Origin of the sequence: Xylanibacter muris (assembly GCF_013166605.1) — a bacterium.
Lineage (GTDB): Bacteria > Bacteroidota > Bacteroidia > Bacteroidales > Bacteroidaceae > Prevotella > Prevotella muris.
This window is the reverse complement of record NZ_JABKKF010000002.1, coordinates 248,781-267,294: the sequence shown is the minus strand read 5'-3', so window position 1 is coordinate 267,294 and position 18,514 is coordinate 248,781. Positions and strand designations below refer to the sequence as shown.

Genomic DNA, 18,514 nt, shown 5'->3' with positions numbered 1-18,514 from the left:
TGTAATTTTGTGATAATAAATAAACAGACAAAAACAACAATAAAAACAAATTAAAAAACAAACAATGAATAAAAAGACTATTTGTTTATCGCTTATGGCATTGACAAATACCGCGCTTATGGCACAAAACGTCCTAAACGTGGAAGTAAGCAATCCTTCAAAAAGCCGAAAGACAGCCGCTCCTGTCATTATATGCCTGCAAGACCATACCGATACCAGGTCAGCGCTGGTAACAAAAAACGGTGTCGAAATTGCTTCACAGCTTGATGACATTAACGGCGACGGAATCTATGACGAGCTATGCTTTGTCACAGACATAGACAAGAAAGAAACACAAAACTTCACGGTAGAGCTGTCAAACAGCGGTAAACCAAGAAAATATAAATCAGGCGTTTATGCAGAAATGCTGTTGCCAAACAAAAAAATAAAAGAAAAGAACAAGCAAAACCTGTTTATCAGCAGCCTCACTGTGGAAAACGGTTCCAACCCATACAGTGCCGTACATCACCACGGCCCAGCCTTTGAAAACGAGTTTATTGCATTCAGACTGTATTTTGATCACAGACAGACAGTAGACATGTATGGAAAATACCATAAAGGACTTGAAATACAAAAAACCCAGTTCTATCCCGACAAACAGCAACTCGCATCAGGATTCGGCAATGATGTGCTGTGGGTAGGCAACTCCTTCGGACTCGGAGCCATGCGCGGATGGAACGGAAAAGAGCCTTGTATGCTCGAAGACGTCGACTACAGGACAATGGCTATTGTAAGTAAAGGTCCGGTGCGCTCGATAGTAAAAGTTGCGGACCAGGGATGGAATACCATGAACGAGGGCAAGGAAAAAATAGACATGACAACATTATATATATTATACTCAGGACGCAGAGATTGTTTCGTTGATGTGAAGTTCAACAAAAACGTTCCTGACTATAAGTTCGCCACTGGTATAATAAACGTGAAAAACTCTGTCGAGTTCAATGACAAGAAAGGTCTTCGCGGCTGCTGGGGAACAGACTGGCCTGTCGCATTAAAAGACTCCGCCGGACACAAACCGGAAACCGTAGGACTTGGAATATACATACCACAGGGGAATATCATAAATGAGCTTCCGGCCGACAAAGACAACTATCCTTATGTTGTAGGAACACCGACAGACAGTTTCAAATATAATATAACGTTCGGCTCAGACAACGAGGACTTCGGATACCATAGTTCCAAAGAATGGTTCAGCTACCTGAAAGAATGGAAAGAGGATATCAGCCATGACTTGAAGATTAAGGTTTCAAAGAAATAAACTTCTTTCTGCCTTTCACATAGTATTGCCAGAGCAGTGAACAACCAAACTGCTCTGGTATTTTTTTCACAATACGTGTGTTTTGTATTCTCTGACGGTCATCATAAAAATCTTTTTTCCACTTGGAAAAAGCTCTTCTCGCACGCAACACAGCCTTGAAGTCCGCCACATTACGCTTTAAGAGAAGCATTTCAAAGGCAGCAAGCCAATCCAGAACACAGCGTACACGCATGACATGCCCAAGCTCATCATCAGGCAGACACTTATACAGCATTGTGAGATTATTACGGAAATTCAGAAAAGTTTTCATCGGATTGGCCTTTGGCAACGTACCACCGCCAACATGATATACCTTGCTGTCAGGCACACAATAAACCTTACGTCCAAGAATATGAAGGCGCCAACAGAGGTCTATTTCTTCATTATGAGCAAAGAAACGCCCGTCAAGCCCTCCGGCATTCCAGAAATCATCCTTCCTTATCATCAACGCAGCACCAGACGCCCAAAATATCTCTGCAACGGAATCATACTGTCCGTTGTCCTTTTCCACTGTATCAAAGATTCTGCCACGACAGAAAGGATACCCATAGCGGTCTATATATCCGCCACTTGCACCGGCATACTCAAAAGAATCACGCTCAAACACAGAAAGCAATTTGGGCTGGCAGGCTGCCGCTTCGGGGGTTGCATCCATAAACCTGATAAGCGGAATGAGCCAACCTTCGACAACTTCTATATCTGAATTCAATAAAAGATAATATTCAGCATCTATCTGAGCCAACGCCTTGTTATATCCATCGGCAAATCCCCAATTCCTGTCAAGTTCAATAATACGGCACCGGCCGAACTCATCACGCAAGAGTCTTAACGAATCATCAGTAGACGCATTGTCGGCTACATATACAACGGCATCATCCGAAGAATAACGCAACACCGAAGGAAGATACTTCAAAAGCATATCCGCACCGTTCCAATTCAATATTACAATAGCTAACTTATCCATTCAACAAAATCTCCTTATCATATCTCAATTTATATTACCGTAGCTTTCAGGGCCGTCTTGTCATGATTGAAATCTCCAAGCAACAACTTTCGTATGCTGTTGTCGTATTCAGGCAAAGACTCTGAAACCGGCAACTCCACACGTACATAATTTGCTGTGAACCCGTGCATGGCCTTCCCGTATGACGCCTTCTCCAGCAATACATCGGCCTCCTTACCAATAAAACGATTATAAAAAGCCATGGTTTTACGGTCAGACAATTCAAGAAGCCTGTGACAACGCTCTTTCTTTGTATCATCATCCACAATATACGGAATCGACAATGCCGAAGTATTCGGGCGCTCCGAATATGGAAACACATGCAGCTGTGTCACATCCAACGAATCTATAAAATTATATGTCTCTTCAAAAAATTCTGGAGTTTCACCACGGCATCCTACCATTACATCCACCCCGATAAAAGCATCAGGCATGACCGATTTTATATGTCTTACCTTTTCTGCAAACAATGCCGTATCATAGTGACGGTGCATCAATTTAAGCACACTGTCACTTCCGCTTTGAAGCGGTATATGGAAATGAGGCATGAAAGAACGGCTCCTACCACAGTATTCTATAAGCTCATCACTAATCAAATCCGGTTCAAGACTACTTATACGATATCTCTTGACACCCTCAATGGAATCAAGTGCTTTTACAAGCCCAAAGAAACTCTCGCCTGTAGTTTTTCCGAAATCACCTATATTAACTCCAGTTATCACTATTTCCTTTCCACCATCAGCTACAGCTTCCTCTACCTGCTCCACCAAAGAAGCTATCGTTGGATTACGACTGAATCCACGTGCATAAGGTATCGTACAATAAGTGCAGAAATAATCACATCCATCCTGCACCTTCAAAAAATACCGTGTACGATTGCCTCGCGAACAACTTGGGACAAAAGTCTTGATATCCTTTGTCTTCACAGAAAAATGTTCATGAAGATGATTCCTGCCTGCATCAGAACTCATCCCGCTCCATTTTTCTGAAAGAAACTGCAAAAGATTTGCTTTCTCATTTGAGCCAAGCACAAGGTCTACACCGTCAAAACAACTTATAGTCTGAGGATTCAACTGGGCATAACATCCCGTAACAACAACAAAAGCTCCAGGATTGTTTCTCACCATACGACGAATAGCCTGGCGGCACTTATGGTCCGCAACATCAGTTACCGAACAGGTATTTATTATACATAAATCGGCCTTCTCACCCTCACGGGCAGCAACAACACCTATATCCTGAAGCATTTTACCAAAAGTAGAAGTCTCAGAAAAATTCAATTTACAACCGAGAGTATAATAAGCAGCCTTCTTGCCTTGAAAGGATGAAGTATCAATCATCTGAATTTATATATTTATAATATTTATATACTTTAACTATGCCCACAAACAAAATGAACAGTATAATCAATGCAAAGGTAATGCAAAAAAATGAGTAACCGAAGAGAAAAATAAAGATTTAGGATTATCATAACCAAATCTACATATATACAAAAGCTATCGGCAGTATACGACCAACCATCAACTATACGGCCACAAATTAGAATAATCACACCCGCTTATTTTAAGCATCAAAGACTGATTATACGCGAATTTAGGAAAACACAAACAAACAGTCTAAAAATTAACACTTTATAACCACTTACAAATCAGACAATTGCAAAAAAGTTACAATATAGACACAAAAAAAGTTGATAAAAAAAGAACAACATATCAAAAAAATATATACCTTTGCACTGTTTTAATAAACAAATGATTGTTTTACAGATTTAAAAAGCAAGAAAAAAATGAAGAAATTGGTATTTATGTTCGTAGCTGTTGCAGCTATTTCTTTCGCATCATGCGGTAACAAGACAAACGAGGCTCCTGTTGATACAGACACTGTAGCTACAGTTGATACAGCTGAGGTTGACACAGTTAATGCTGATAGCACTGCTGCTCCTGCTGACACTGTTGTTGCTGAGTAATTTAGCTGCATACGAACTAAAGAGAGAATTACCGCTGGAATAGATTCCGGCGGTTTTTTTGTTATCACAACGACTATACACCAACATAAAGAATATTCTCCTGATTTGTCAGATGAACCAAAGAATATTCATTATACTATCCCACTTTATCCGAGTGAATTCTTTAACGGACATTATTCTCCTGCCAAAACGCTTGTTTTACGGTTTCCTTCTTTCATTTCCCAATTATTATAAACTATTGTATCAACACATCGCAATTAACATTATCTGAACTATCGTACAATGCTTTCGTTTGTAAGCGCATGGGAAGGAAAATAACGAGTGGAAATAACGAGCAAAGTTAATCTTTCTTTTTATCAATCATGCTTATTCCGATACACAAAAACTTTCAATAGAACAATAGTATATGTCAACAAAAAGCGTGCCAACCACACTCATGTGTTGACACGCTTATGCTTTATTAATAATCAAATCCAATTACTTTACTTTAGCAACAATTGCCTTAAAAGCCTCAGGATTATTAACAGCAAGGTCAGCAAGAACCTTACGGTTTATTTCAATACCGGCCTTATGAAGAGCTCCCATCAATGTAGAATAGCTCATATTCTCCAAACGAGCAGCAGCATTTATACGCTGAATCCACAATGAACGGAAATTACGTTTCTTGGCACGACGGTCGCGATAGGCGTATGTAAGACCTTTCTCCCAAGTATTCTTGGCTACAGTCCAAACATTTTTGCGGGCACCATAATAACCGCGGGTGAGCTTTAAAATTCTTTTTCTCTTTGCTCTTGAAGCAACGTGATTAACTGATCTTGGCATAGTTTTTTTCTTACTTTAATGTTTGACAATTAGGGTTAACGGAGACACAACAAGTCACGAACCTGCTTCAAGTCACTGTGATTAACAAGAGTCTGGTGTACCAGATTACGCTTCTGCTTCTTTGTTTTTTTAGTCAGAGTGTGACGATGGTAAGCGTGATGTCTCTTAATCTTACCTGTACCGGTGAAACGGAATCTTTTCTTTGCACCGGAGTTTGTCTTAACTTTTGGCATTTTTTTAATTTTTAATTAATTGTTATTATTAATACTTTGTGGCAACGCATATACCGGGCGTTACGCACAATTCACGTCATTCAAATTATTAACCTTTCAACTTCTTCAATGCTTCAGCCGTTATCTTTGCATTTGCAAACAAACCGCCATTAGCGGGTATTTCTGATTCTTCACCATCAGATGCGATACTCTGCCTTGAATCCGCAGCATCAGCTGCTTTTCTCTCGCGATCCATGGCCTGCTGGCTTTTTTTTGCGACCCCAGCTTTTTTAGGAGCAAGATAAATGAACATTTTCTTTCCTTCCAATGAAGGCATGTGCTCTACTTTGCCATACTCTTCCAAATCATTTGCAAACCGAAGCAGTAAAACCTCACCTTGTTCCTTAAACAATATTGAACGGCCACGGAAAAACACATAAGCACGAACTTTATTTCCATCTTCAAGAAACTCTTTGGCATGTTTCAGTTTAAATTGATAATCATGCTCATCGGTCTGAGGCCCGAAACGAATCTCCTTCACTTCCACCTTGACCTGCTTGGCCTTCATTTCCTTTGCACGCTTCTTCTGTTGATAAAGGAATTTTGAATAGTCGATAAGACGACATACGGGAGGGTTGGCATTAGGTGATATTTCCACGAGGTCAACACCCTGCTCACGAGCCATGTCAAGAGCTTGACGCGTAGGGACTACTGTTGATCCGCCATCACCCACAATGCGGACTTCACGCACACGTATCTGTTCATTTACACGATACTGATTCTTTATATTGTCGTTCTTCATTCAACTGTTTTATGAAAATCGGATGCAAATTTACTACTTTTCATTTGATTAACAAAACTTTTCCGTATTTATTTTTTACGTATATAAACATTTACCGCCTACCACACTATCTTCTCCAAACATGGGTTACATTTTCATACAGAATGGCAAGAATAAAAACATACATATAAAAGAATGTGCATCTTATTTTTCCTTTCAACACCACGTCAATTAAAACTGTAATCGCGGTTAAGAAAAAATAAAATGCACAATCCTTTTTGTTATATATACTTATCGTCTGATTCTATTAATCTTCCGGTTTAACATCAGTTGCCCTCAGCATCTCGGCAACTTCATCATTTATTTTCTTTGCAAATTCAGCTATGGTCATAACTCCACGCTCTTCCGAGCCTTGCTTACGTACACTTACCGTTCCGTCAGCCTGTTCTTTCTCACCGACTATTAGCATATAAGGAATACGCTTCATCTCATTATCACGTACCTTACGCCCTATTTTCTCATTTCGGCTGTCAACAGTAGCACGAACACCTACGACATCAAACTCTTTTGCCACCTTTCTTGCATATTCATTGTACTTCTCAGAAATAGGAAGTATAGCAACCTGATCCGGAGTCAACCATAATGGAAAATGACCGGCGGTATGCTCGATAAGCACGGCACAGAAACGCTCCATTGACCCGAAAGGCGCACGATGAATCATCACCGGTGTTTTTTTGGTATTATCCTCATCGGTATATTCAAGTTTGAAACGCTCGGGCAAATTGTAATCAACCTGTATAGTACCAAGTTGCCAACGACGACCTATGGCATCTTTCACCATAAAGTCAAGCTTAGGCCCGTAAAAAGCAGCCTCACCGTATTCAATCTTTGCCTTAAGTCCCTTTTCACGACAGGCTTCTATAATAGCGCTCTCACCCTTTTCCCAAACCTCATCAGAACCTATATATTTCTCATGGTCATTAGGATCACGCAACGAAATCTGAGCTTCAAAGTTATCAAAGTGGAATATTGAGAATACAGCGTTTATAATATCCATAACACGAAGGAACTCGTTCTTTACCTGTTCAGGACGACAGAATATATGTGCATCATCCTGAGTGAAAGAGCGTACACGTGTCAACCCGTGAAGCTCGCCACTCTGCTCATAGCGATAAACAGTTCCAAACTCCGCTATACGCAACGGCAAATCCTTATATGAACGTGGCTTCCATGCAAAAATTTCACAATGATGAGGACAGTTCATAGGTTTCAGCATATACTCCTCACCCTCCTCCGGCGTGTGAATGGGTTGGAAAGAATCCTTGCCGTAATGCGCATAATGACCTGAAGTCATATAAAGGTTCTTGCCTCCGATATGCGGAGTTATAACCTCCTGATAACCATAATTCTTCTGTATTTTACGAAGCATATCCTGCATACGTAAACGCAGTTCCGTACCTTTCGGCAACCATATAGGGAGTCCCTTACCAACCCTCTCCGAGAACATGAATAAATCCATCTCCTTACCTATCTTACGATGGTCACGTTTTTTTGCCTCTTCAAGCATAAGAAGATACTCGTCAAGCATTTTTTTCTTTGGAAACGACACACCGTAGAGACGTTGCATCTGTTCACGGGTAGCATCACCGCGCCAAAATGCACCGGCAACACTTGTAAGTTTTATTGCCTTGATGGCTCCGGTGTTCAATAAATGCGGTCCCTTACACAAATCAGTAAAAGCTCCTTGAGTGTATGTAGTAATTGAACCGTCCTCAAGATCTTGCTCTATATGCTCACATTTGTAAGTTTGTCCAGCATCAGCAAATTCCTTCAATGCGTCAGCCTTTGAAATTTCCTTACGCACAACAGGTTCCTTCTTTGATGCAAGTTCTTTCATCTTTGCCTCTATTGTGGGGAAATCACTTTCCTTTATTGACATTCCGTCCTTGAGAAGAACATCATAAAAGAAACCGTTTTCCACAGCCGGACCAAACCCGAACTGAATACCCGGATAGAGTTCCTGAAGAGCCTCTGCAAGTAAGTGTGCCGACGTATGCCAAAAAGCATGCTTCCCTGCCTCATCATCCCACTTATACAACTGGACGGCAGAATCTTCGTTTATTGGTCTGTTTAGCTCCACAGTCTCGCCATTAACACCACAGGCGATAACATCACGTGCCAATGCGGGAGATATACTTTCGGCTATCTGAAGCCCATTGACGCCTTGTTCATATTCACGAACAGAACCGTCAGGAAATGAGATTTTTATCATAACATCTTGTTTTTTATCCTAATCGTGCGCAAAATTAACTATTAAAATCCGAATATTATAATTTTTATTGTAAAAAATCAGCCTGTCACAAACTTTTAGCATTTTAGCCATTGTCACACACTCTTATTACAATATCGTCAGGCTTTCACCCACGGTTCATTTGCCATACTTCTTTATTATGCTGTATGCGGAATAAAGCCCAAGTTCTCCAGCTTTGCTCAAGTCGGAGATTCCTTTTGCCGTATTTCCGGCATGAATCTCAGCCACACCGCGGTTATAATATGCCTCAGCAAAATTACCGTCAAGTTCTATCGTCTTGGTATAACAGGATATGGCCGATAAATAATCCTTTTTAAGTGCATGGACATTTCCTATATTATAATATAAATATACACTTTCCTTGTCATACTTCAATGCCTTTTCAAAATCAGACAACACATATCCAATATTATCCGCAGACATAACCACAGCCTTGCCGTCTGCTTCGGTTTTAAGCGAAGCATTAAATTCATTTATCTTAGCCAGGCATACCGCCCGTTGCCAATACGCCAAAGAAGTAGTACTGTCTTTCTCTATATATTCGGACAAATCAGCAACAGCACTCTCAAAATTCTGTATCAGAGTATATGCAACGGCTCTTTTGAAAAGCAGGTGTTGTCTTTCCGTATCGTTTCCGACAGTCTGCATGACATCACCAATGGAATCGATAAGCATAAAATAATGGCCGGACTGTTTCTCGTCAAGAGAGATACGGCCGGTATTCACATATAACTTGTTATTTTTATTCTCTGTACGGTTATATTCATCAACCATTTTATCGAATGAGTTATATGCATGTACCTCACTCTCTGTATTTTCGAATGAAAGTTCAAACATCGGCAAGAAAGCCATGTCAACCTTTCTGTTCTGCACTTTTCCACGGTAGCTGTTCTTATATTCCTGTTTTGTATCCTCTTCATCAGACACGGCAAGCTGGTTATATTTGTCAGGATCGACATCTCCCCATTTTCTCATCTGGCTTTTATTCAATCTGGGTTGCCTTCCATAAAGACTCTTATACAACTGAGCCTTATATACACGCATCTCATCTGCCTCGGCCTGTTTGTTCATACCCATACGACGATAGCATGAGGCACGGTTGTGAAGTCCTGTCCAGAAATTAGGATACTTACTTATAACTTTTGAATAATCTCTCACGGCTCCTCGTAAGTCTCCGGTCTTGTCAAGCAGCAATGCACGGTTGAACAACGCCATGACATTCTCAGGCTCAAGCTGCAGTACAAAATCAAAATCCGTTATGGCTCTGTTGTCGTCACCGACCTGCGAGCGGAGCAGACCTCTGTTATAATGTCCAAGAAAATTATCCGGTTCCAAATCAAGCGCAATATCATAATCAGACATTGCTCCCCTAAGATTATTGATGTTTATTCTTGCCAACGCACGGTTTATATACAATTCCGCATTTTTAGGCTTCAAATGTATAGCTTTGCCGAGACATTCATCCGCCTCCTTCCATCTTGACTGCTTCAGTCTCACGACAGCCTTCATTTGCCATGTATTCCCGTCATACGGATCAATCTCTATACTTCTGTCTATCGCCTTTATGGCCGCCACCGTGTCTTCCTGTCTCAAATATATGTCCGCCTGCATTGAATATCCTTTGGCATACTTGCTCCAACGCGTAAGCATAGTATCAAGATCCGCCAAAGCCTGTACATAATCCTTGTTTTCCATACGGCATAATATACGGTTATGCCAAAGATTCTTGTTTTCAGGGTCATACTTCAGAGCCTTGGTGTAATCATCCACAGCATCGTCAAACCTATCTTGCTGTATACGTGTCAATCCTCTCAATTCATAGACTCCCACCACGTACGGATTTCTCTTTATTGCCTCACTACAATCCTGCTCCGCACCTGCATAATCAGCAAGATAATACTTAGCCACACCTCTATAAAACCATGGTTCATAAAGGTATGGCTTTGCATTTATCGCCTGATTGAAATATTGGATTGAAAGCACATAATCCTCATAATAGAGCGCACTGCGCCCTATTGTCACAAGCCTGTCTGTATTAAATTGGGCATTCACCGCAACAGGCAGAAAAAGAAGAATTATGAATACAATCCTTATAAACATTATCCTTTTACCGCAGCCTTCACTTTGTATCCACAACGGAATCGTCCCTGAAGCAAAGCCCTGACCTTGCCCTTTATAAGCTGCTTGCGCAATGGCGATATCCTGTCAATGAACACCTTGCCTTCAAGATGGTCAAACTCATGTTGCATAACCCTTGCAAGATAGCCCTCCACCCACTCGTCATGGGGTTGAAACTGCTCATCAAGATATGAAACGCGAATACGTGTCGGACGTGTGACCTTCTCATGTATGGCAGGAATACTCAAACACCCTTCCTCCATTGAATCGGTTTTTGTCTCATCATATTCCAAGATATGGGCATTTATGTAAGCCTTGCGAAAGCCCTTATATTCAGGCAAATCATCAGAAAGCACGTCAAGATCTATTACGACAACTCGTATCGGTTTTCCTATCTGTGGAGCGGCAAGCCCTACTCCGTCTGACTCCGTAAGTGTCTCATACATATCCTTAAGCAAATCCTGCAAACCTGGATAATCTGCTGGTATATCCTCAGCCACTTTTCTCAATACCGGCTGACCATACGTATATATGGGTAAAATCATTTCTTATATTTTTGCTGTTTTTATATTTTTCTCCTCGAGGCCATATAGTCCTGAAGAATAATCGTAGCACTTATTTCATCCACCAAGGCTTTATTCCTGCGAGCCATCTTACCGATTCCGCTGTCTATCATTGTCCTATGTGCAAGCACTGACGTGAAACGCTCGTCATAAAACTCTATAGGAATGTCAGGCATTGCCTTACGCCATCTGTTTACGAACTCCTTCACCCTGCCAAAGTTCTCACTCGGCTTGCCATTAGTCTGACGAGGCTCACCTATTATTATAAGTTCGACATTCTCTTTTGCCACATAATCCTCCAGAAACTCAAAAAGCCCGGACGTAGAAACAGTAGCCAATCCTCCTGGTATTATCTGAAGAGGATCGGTTACTGCAAGTCCGGTACGTTTTTTTCCGTAATCTACAGATAAAATACGTGCCACTATATAATAATTGCTATGAATTACTGTCCTTTATAAAGCAACCATGCACCGTCATATTTTGCGCGCAACTGATCACGGCTTGCCGCTGCATCAGCCTTTGACTCGAATGTCGTTGCCACCACACGATACATATTGCGGTCATCATTCTTAACTATCTGCGCATCATATCCGGCATTCTTCAGCTGTTGCTGCAGACCTTCGGCATTTACCTTCACAGAAAAAGACCCGACAACAACACTGAAACTCTTCAGCCCTGAGCCGCTTATGACAGAAACTTTCTCCTCACGCACCTGTACGTTATCCACATTATCTACAATCCTTGTTTCCGTGGCAGGTTTCTCAACAACCGGAGCTACTACATTCTCCACCGGAAGTACAGGCTCTTCCGTTACCTGTTGCTGTGCTTTCTCATAGGCCTTCTTGTAAGCGCTCTCATGCGATTTACAACTTGTGAACGCCAACGCCACACAGAATCCTGCGCATAATACCATGTACTTTTTCATCTTTATATTTCTATTTAAAATTATACATTAATGCTTTTTGGTAAAAACAATATTTTCGCGAAGTTACAAAATATCATGCAAACGTTATCAGAAACGCCACATAAAGTTTGTTAAATAAAAGAAATACAATCCTTTTAACATAAAATCAGAATAAAAATTATCCCGTTATATGTTTTTTCCGTATATTTGCAATGTGATAACAAAGAAATTCATGTTTAATTAAATATTATACAACTATGAAAAGTTTAGGTTATATCGGTGCATTTTTAGGCGGTGCAATCGCCGGTGCAGCAATTGGTTTATTAATGGCTCCTGAGAAAGGAACAGACACGCGTAACAGGATTACTGATGCAGTAGACGAATTTCTGAAGAAACACAATATCAAGCTTAGCCGTAAAGAAGTGGGCGACTTGGTTGACGACATTCAGGGAGCATCTCCGATTGAATAATCCAAAATGAAGATTATATGACGGTGGCGGAGACTGACTCCACCACCGTCTGTTTTTGTCAAACCTTTTACCACACCGCCCCATGCTATCGAGCGACAAGAATGTAGAGTTGATTGCACAACTCATAGAAACGCTAAGATCTTATCTTAAAACACAAAAGGAGTACATTAAATTTGATGTCACGGAAAAAACGGTAAGACTACTCACTGCAATGGCATTGGCTGTTACTATGCTTATATTGGTAATTGCCGTATTGTTCTATTTTTCATTTGCCTTTATATACATGCTTGAGCCGCATCTGGGCACGGCAGGGAGTTTCGCTGCCGTAGGCGGATTCTTCCTTCTCATGCTGATACTCGTGATTTTATTCAGAAAGTCATGGATAGAAAGACCCATAATAAAAATTCTGGCCAACATCCTGTTAAACAAATAGTAATCATACAAAACATAACTTATGGAAACATTCCGTCCCAACACATACCATACATTGGAGGATATACAGACCAAAAAGGAAGAACTGCATGCACAACTGCAAAGCAAAGGCGAACAGATAGCCGTCATTTGGGAAGAATTGTTCGTACCCAAAAAAACGAGCACAAAAGGAGAATTTGTAACCTCAATAATAAGCAACAGCATAACGGCTTTCGATGCGTTTATGCTTGTAAGGAAGATTATGAAACAATACGGTTCTATATTCTCAAGAAAGAAGAAACGCAGATAGACGCCATTCCATCCTTTTTATCTCTTACATCATCTTCTCACAAAACATATTCCCAATGTTGAAGCCCTCTTCATAAAGTGCTTCAAGTTTTTTTATATCTTTTTCCATGCGCCCCACCTCCATAGGCCTTTCCGGACGTATACAGCAAATGCTGCCATCAGCCTCCATACGGTCTATCATATCCAGCTGTGCATTATAAGCTTCTATCCTTTTGCTAAGCAAAAGCCTCAGGCGAGGATATCTTCTATATATGAATTTCGGTATCTTGACATCTTTTGAGGTATTGCGGTATCCGCGGTTACGCGTAAGCACAACAACATTCGTCTTGTGTCCCATGTGAATTGCCCTTTCCACCGGAATACTGTCTGCAATTCCACCGTCAAGATACGGTTTCCCGTCCACATAAATAATTTTACTGACGTAAGGCAGAGAACTGCTTGCCCGAACTATATCTATCACACGACTCACGTTTCCAGACATCTCCGAAAGATACTCCGCACGTCCTGTGATACAATTTGTCACAACCATCTCAAACGTTTCCCCAGAATTGAAGTAAGTTTCATAGTCGTATGGTATCAGTTCATTCGGAAAACGATCATAGAGCAGATCCGGATCAAAAATACATCCCTGAGTGACCAGATGACGGAATCCTATATAATCATATTTTTCAAGCATGTCTATGTTTGATATGCGTGCTCGCCGCGGCTGACGGCTCATATACGACAGACCGTTGCATGCTCCTGCCGACACCGCCACCACATAATCGAAATATAAGTCATGCTTCATGAAGGCATCGAGCACACCGCTTGTGAACACCCCACGCATTCCGCCTCCTTCCAAAACCAGTCCGGTATTTCTTGTTATCCGTTCCACAGACATTAAATATTTTATAATTACATGCAAAGGTACAGCATTTTAATAAAAAATGATTATCTTTGCATATTATTTGTATGTTTGAACTAAAAAATTGCAATATGTTCAGTAAAGAAACTTACATTTCACGCCGCGCGGAACTTAAGAAACTTGTCAGGAGCGGTGTCATTATCCTGTTTGGGAATAATGATTCTCCAGCAAACTATCCCGCCAACGGATACTACCCTTTCCGTCAAGACTCATCGTTCATATATTATTTCGGCCAGCACCGTGACGGACTTGTTGGGGTGATTGACATCGACAACGACACCGAGACACTCGTAGGCAACGATATCGATATCGAGGATATTGTATGGTTCGGCTCCGTAGACAGCGTTGCCGAAATGGCCTCACAAGTAGGAATAAGTAATACCCTGCCCATGAAAAGCCTCAAGACAATATGCAATGAGGCTTTAAAAAACCACCGTACAGTACATTTTCTGCCGCCATACCGCCACGACACCATGATAAATATTATGGACTTACTCGGCATACATCCGTCACAGCAACGCGAGGCAGCATCGCTGACGCTTATAAAAGCTGTGGTAAAAATGCGCTCCACAAAGGAACCTCAGGAGATAGATGCCATAGACAAGGCATGCGACATTGGATACGAGATGCACACCACAGGAATGCGACTCACATGTCCGGGAATGACCGAGCGATACATCGGTGGACAGGTAAGCGGTGTGGCCGGATCGCTTTCATCCATGGTCAGCTTCGCAACAATTTTTACACAGCACGGAGAAATAATGCACGGATGCCCGTCTGACGCACTTCTTGAATCCGGACGCATGGTGCTCTGCGATGCAGGATGCGAACTTAACGACTACTGCTCTGACAATACGAGAACATATCCCGTAGACGGAAAATTCTCACAGCGCCAACTTGAAATATACAAAATTGTCGAGGAATGCCACGATCATGCCCTTGCCGTTGCAGCACCAGGAGTGAAGTGGATGGATGTACACATGTCGGTATGCAGGCTAATGACCGAACGACTGAAAGAAATAGGACTGATGAAAGGCGATATCGATGAGGCAGTAAAGGCCGGAGCGCATGCGATGTTCTTACCCCACGGACTGGGTCACATGATGGGAATGGACGTGCATGATATGGAAGGTCTCGGACAACAGTACGTCGGATTTGATGATGAGACGCATCCGTCGTCACAGTTCGGCACAAACTGTTTGCGAATGGGCAGAAAACTGGAAGAGGGATTTGTAATAACAGACGAACCGGGCATATACTTTATACCGGCACTTATCGACAATTGGAAAGCAAGCGGCCATTGCAAGGACTTCATCAACTTCGACCTTCTTGAAACATACAAGGATTTCGGAGGCATACGCATAGAAGACGATATTCTCATAACAAAGGACGGATGCCGTTTCATGGGAACCAAACGCATTCCGTACCATCCCGATGATGTAGAGGAATTTATGAACTCATGCAGATAAATATAAATAAAACAACTTAATAAATAAAACAGACATGAAGAAATTCTTAACACTTTCCTTCGCTGCAATGATTGCGCTCGGCGTTTCGGCAGAAGACAAGAAGGATTCTGTGAAATCAAACAAACCGGTATTCACAACCGTAAAAGAGAACAAAATCACAAGTATCAAAGACCAAAACCGCAGCGGTACGTGCTGGGCTTATTCAACACTTTCTTTCCTTGAGAGTGAGATACTGAAGAAAACAGGAAAGACCTACGACTTATGTGAGAACTTCGTTGCCAGCAAGACATACATGGACCGAGCCATTGCCGCAGTACGCATGCACGGTGACATTTCATTCTCACAGGGCGGATCAGGCTACGATCCCGTATACTGCATAAAAAACTACGGCATCTGTCCGGAAAGTGCGATGCCTGCTCCTGGCACACCGCAAGGTGACTCTCTGAACAATTTCAACGAGTTCTTTGCTGTCATGACTCCGTACGTTGAGGGTATAGCAAAAAGCAATTTCAAGAAACTAACACCAGCATGGAAAAAAGGCCTTCAGGGTATTCTTGACGCATATCTTGGCGAATGCCCGGAATCTTTCACATACGAAGGCAAGACATACACTCCGAAAACATTCGCAGCAAGTCTCGGGCTAAACATGGATGACTACGTGAGCATCAGCAGCTTCACACACCATCCTTTCTATGAAACATTCATTGTTGAAGTGCAGGACAACTGGCGCTGGAAGCCAAGCTACAACGTTCCCATGGACGAAATGATGAGAATCATCGACAATGCAATCAACGAAGGCTACACTATCATGTGGGGAGGCGATGTATCCGAGGACGGCTTCACACGCAAAGGTCTCGGTGTGGCATACGACACAAAGAAAGTGCAGAGCCTTGCAGGAAGCGATGCGGCACGCTGGCTCAGACTTACACAAACAGCAAAGTCTGAAAAATTCGACTCTCTCGGAGTAAACGCACCTGAAATTGTCCCCACACAGGAAATGCGTCAGGAGGCCTACGACAACTGGGAAACCACAGATGACCATGGAATGCATCTCTTCGGCATTGCAAAAGACCAGAACGGCAAGGAATACTACATGGTTAAAAACTCATGGGGTGAATGGGGCGACTACAAAGGCATTTGGTATATGACAAAAGCTTTCGTTGCCTACAAGACCATGGACTTCATGGTAAACAAAAATGCCATTCCTAAAGATATCCGCAAGAAACTCGGTATCTAACAATCATGCATAATATATGCAACAGTCCCGGCACGATGGCGTGATCGGGACTGTTTTTTATTACAGACAATTGGAAACTGTATAAAACCATGAGGTGCATACCAAAAGCTTGCGTATAGCTTTTTGATATGCACCTCACTTTACTTACACATCGCAAAACGATGTCACAACCCAGTCATATCAGTCATCAGCTCCGAAAAGCGGATCCTCTGGCATTACCATAATGGGCTTCTGCTCGTTGAGCTTGATTATATTTTCCGGAACATACTTCTTGTCAACTACAAGACGGAACATAAACTCACGCATCCAACGGTCTGACATTATCATACATCCGTTCTGTCCCCATGATGCTCCCCAGCTATTCTCAACCTTCCATTTCTTTGCTTTGCCTGAAGCATCGAGATCAACGGCAGTCAAAGTCATTGCGTGTGTGGAACCGCTATCGAAAGTACTGATGCGCTGAGCCTTATCCATACCGAATGTCGTACCCATAAGCGACTCATAGTCGAAATTTTCAAGGTCTGCATAGCCGCGCTTACGGTCGAGGAACTTCGCCACATCATAAGAGCTGTACAGCTTACGGCCGTCTTTCAAAGATGCTATGGCCATCTGCTCAATCTCATCCATAGGCAGATTGATATATTTCCAGTTATGGCCGTCGTATGTGTGACGATCGTATTCAACTTCGTATGTCTTGTAGTACGGACGACGCGGATCATTCATGGCCATGATAAACGAACCGTTCAGTTTATCGCCTACCACCTCTTTATAAAATTCCAAAGGAGTATAAGTCTTCTCCTCACCAACCGTCCGGCCGCTCTTATTTTTAAATGCGTATGTAAACTTTGCCGGTGGCTCGCCAATTGTTATGGCCAACATGTGATATACTGTGGCAAGCATCTTTGTCTTTGCTGCTTTTATTTCGGAAGCTTTACGCCCGTCGGCCACCATCTGACGCAACTGCAGACCGAACTCACGCAATTTGGATGATATGAGCCTTGACATGCGCGAAGTATTGTCACTTGAGAACGTCTCCGGCATTACAGATTTAGGCACAAGTCCATACTTTTCTGCCAAATCCGCGACTCCGCAAAAAGTACCGCCGTCATTAAGAGGATTCTTGAAAAAGAACTGCACACGCACATCCTCCATCGGCTTTTTCGCATTATCTACGACTCCCTGCAGAAAAAGATTTGCTTTCTCCAGCTGATCCCAGAAAAAAAGATAGCTCTGTGAGAAATCCACAGTAAGCGAGTCTGTTTTCTGCGCAAAATTCGAACGCAAGACATTCATCCCGCTGAACATCCAACAACGTCCTGAACTCTGCTGGTCGGTAATGCTTTGCTTCTTTGTCTCAACACTGAAATAAGTGTCAAGTTCACCTGCAGCGGCATGATTTTTCGCAAGATTGTCAATAGAGTTTGCGGCAATGGCATTTGCCAAAGCCTTGTCGGCACTCGTCATTTTCTGGGCTTTCTGTATCTCACTCAGCATCTGCTGAGAAATACCACCGTCTTTTGTCTGAGAATACGAAGACACGGCGAACATGAAAGCTGCGGCAATAAAAAAATGTTGTTTATTCATTCTATTTACATTATTATATATAATTACTGCAAAATTAATGCTTTTTATCCGAAACAATGAGTTTTTTCTTTATTTTATCTACTACATTAAGTATATATAATAATAAAACTTGGA

The 18,514-nt window shown here is 42.0% G+C and carries 19 protein-coding genes; 7 read left to right on the top strand and 12 right to left on the bottom strand.

Annotated features, from left to right (window positions below):
* Positions 1-64 precede the first annotated feature (64 nt).
* Complete coding sequence (locus HPS56_RS03135) at positions 65-1,297, top strand: DUF4861 domain-containing protein (RefSeq protein WP_172273699.1); 1,233 nt, start codon at positions 65-67, stop codon at positions 1,295-1,297.
* Here HPS56_RS03135 and HPS56_RS03130 read toward each other — a convergent pair.
* Together HPS56_RS03130 and mtaB are read right to left on the bottom strand one after the other, a co-directional pair.
* Positions 1,278-2,300 (bottom strand): glycosyltransferase, encoded by a 1,023-nt coding sequence (locus tag HPS56_RS03130; protein WP_172273696.1) that lies wholly within the window; start codon positions 2,298-2,300, stop codon positions 1,278-1,280. The genes HPS56_RS03135 and HPS56_RS03130 overlap by 20 nt on opposite strands.
* Positions 2,301-2,329: 29 nt before the next feature.
* Entirely contained in the window at positions 2,330-3,679 is a 1,350-nt protein-coding gene (gene mtaB, locus HPS56_RS03125; RefSeq protein WP_172273693.1) for a tRNA (N(6)-L-threonylcarbamoyladenosine(37)-C(2))-methylthiotransferase MtaB, read from the bottom strand.
* Between the two features lie 446 nt (positions 3,680-4,125).
* Between mtaB and HPS56_RS03120 the strand changes: the two genes are divergently transcribed.
* Entirely contained in the window at positions 4,126-4,305 is a 180-nt protein-coding gene (locus HPS56_RS03120; RefSeq protein ID WP_172273690.1) for a PG1828 family lipoprotein, read from the top strand.
* Positions 4,306-4,782: 477 nt separating this feature from the next.
* Here the strand turns inward: HPS56_RS03120 and rplT are convergent, their stop codons facing one another.
* From rplT to HPS56_RS03080, 8 genes are all read right to left on the bottom strand, one after another.
* A complete protein-coding gene (gene rplT, locus HPS56_RS03115; RefSeq protein ID WP_172273687.1) occupies positions 4,783-5,127 on the bottom strand; it encodes a 50S ribosomal protein L20 in 345 nt (114 codons plus the stop codon).
* Positions 5,128-5,162: 35 nt separating this feature from the next.
* Positions 5,163-5,360 (bottom strand): 50S ribosomal protein L35, encoded by a 198-nt coding sequence (rpmI, locus tag HPS56_RS03110; RefSeq protein ID WP_172273685.1) that lies wholly within the window; start codon positions 5,358-5,360, stop codon positions 5,163-5,165.
* A gap of 88 nt (positions 5,361-5,448) precedes the next feature.
* On the bottom strand, positions 5,449-6,141 hold the full coding sequence (infC, locus tag HPS56_RS03105; protein ID WP_172273682.1) for a translation initiation factor IF-3: 693 nt from the start codon (positions 6,139-6,141) through the stop codon (positions 5,449-5,451).
* Positions 6,142-6,427: 286 nt separating this feature from the next.
* Positions 6,428-8,392, bottom strand: a complete 1,965-nt coding sequence (thrS, locus tag HPS56_RS03100) for a threonine--tRNA ligase (RefSeq protein WP_172273679.1) — start codon at positions 8,390-8,392, stop codon at positions 6,428-6,430.
* Positions 8,393-8,548: 156 nt separating this feature from the next.
* Positions 8,549-10,531 (bottom strand): tetratricopeptide repeat protein, encoded by a 1,983-nt coding sequence (locus tag HPS56_RS03095; protein WP_172273676.1) that lies wholly within the window; start codon positions 10,529-10,531, stop codon positions 8,549-8,551.
* Positions 10,531-11,094 carry a peptide deformylase gene (gene def, locus HPS56_RS03090; protein ID WP_172273673.1) on the bottom strand — a complete coding sequence of 188 codons (564 nt, stop codon included), beginning with the start codon at positions 11,092-11,094 and terminating at the stop codon, positions 10,531-10,533. Before def ends, HPS56_RS03095 begins: the two co-directional genes overlap by 1 nt.
* A 20-nt stretch (positions 11,095-11,114) precedes the next feature.
* Positions 11,115-11,534: a Holliday junction resolvase RuvX gene (ruvX, locus tag HPS56_RS03085; RefSeq protein ID WP_172273670.1), complete on the bottom strand. Its 420-nt coding sequence runs from the start codon at positions 11,532-11,534 to the stop codon at positions 11,115-11,117.
* Positions 11,535-11,554: 20 nt separating this feature from the next.
* Positions 11,555-12,037, bottom strand: a complete 483-nt coding sequence (locus tag HPS56_RS03080) for an SPOR domain-containing protein (RefSeq protein ID WP_172273667.1) — start codon at positions 12,035-12,037, stop codon at positions 11,555-11,557.
* Between the two features lie 236 nt (positions 12,038-12,273).
* Here HPS56_RS03080 and HPS56_RS03075 point away from each other — a divergent pair, with 236 nt between their 5' ends.
* From HPS56_RS03075 to HPS56_RS03065, 3 genes are all read left to right on the top strand, one after another.
* On the top strand, positions 12,274-12,486 hold the full coding sequence (locus HPS56_RS03075; RefSeq protein ID WP_172273664.1) for a YtxH domain-containing protein: 213 nt from the start codon (positions 12,274-12,276) through the stop codon (positions 12,484-12,486).
* 82 nt (positions 12,487-12,568) lie between these two features.
* Positions 12,569-12,919 (top strand): phage holin family protein, encoded by a 351-nt coding sequence (locus HPS56_RS03070; protein ID WP_172273661.1) that lies wholly within the window; start codon positions 12,569-12,571, stop codon positions 12,917-12,919.
* Between the two features lie 21 nt (positions 12,920-12,940).
* The gene (locus HPS56_RS03065) at positions 12,941-13,207 is read left to right on the top strand and encodes a hypothetical protein (RefSeq protein ID WP_172273658.1); all 267 of its coding nucleotides are present in this window, start codon (positions 12,941-12,943) and stop codon (positions 13,205-13,207) included.
* 24 nt (positions 13,208-13,231) lie between these two features.
* On the opposite strand, the gene HPS56_RS03060 is transcribed toward HPS56_RS03065, so the two are convergent.
* Entirely contained in the window at positions 13,232-14,086 is an 855-nt protein-coding gene (locus tag HPS56_RS03060; RefSeq protein ID WP_172274229.1) for a patatin-like phospholipase family protein, read from the bottom strand.
* A 95-nt stretch (positions 14,087-14,181) separates the two neighbouring features.
* Here HPS56_RS03060 and HPS56_RS03055 point away from each other — a divergent pair, with 95 nt between their 5' ends.
* On the top strand, positions 14,182-15,579 hold the full coding sequence (locus tag HPS56_RS03055) for an aminopeptidase P family protein (RefSeq protein ID WP_172273655.1): 1,398 nt from the start codon (positions 14,182-14,184) through the stop codon (positions 15,577-15,579).
* Positions 15,580-15,613: 34 nt separating this feature from the next.
* Entirely contained in the window at positions 15,614-16,816 is a 1,203-nt protein-coding gene (locus HPS56_RS03050) for a C1 family peptidase (RefSeq protein WP_172273652.1), read from the top strand.
* A 180-nt stretch (positions 16,817-16,996) separates the two neighbouring features.
* On the opposite strand, the gene HPS56_RS03045 is transcribed toward HPS56_RS03050, so the two are convergent.
* On the bottom strand, positions 16,997-18,400 hold the full coding sequence (locus HPS56_RS03045) for a C1 family peptidase (RefSeq protein WP_172273649.1): 1,404 nt from the start codon (positions 18,398-18,400) through the stop codon (positions 16,997-16,999).
* Between the last annotated feature and the right edge of the window lie 114 nt (positions 18,401-18,514).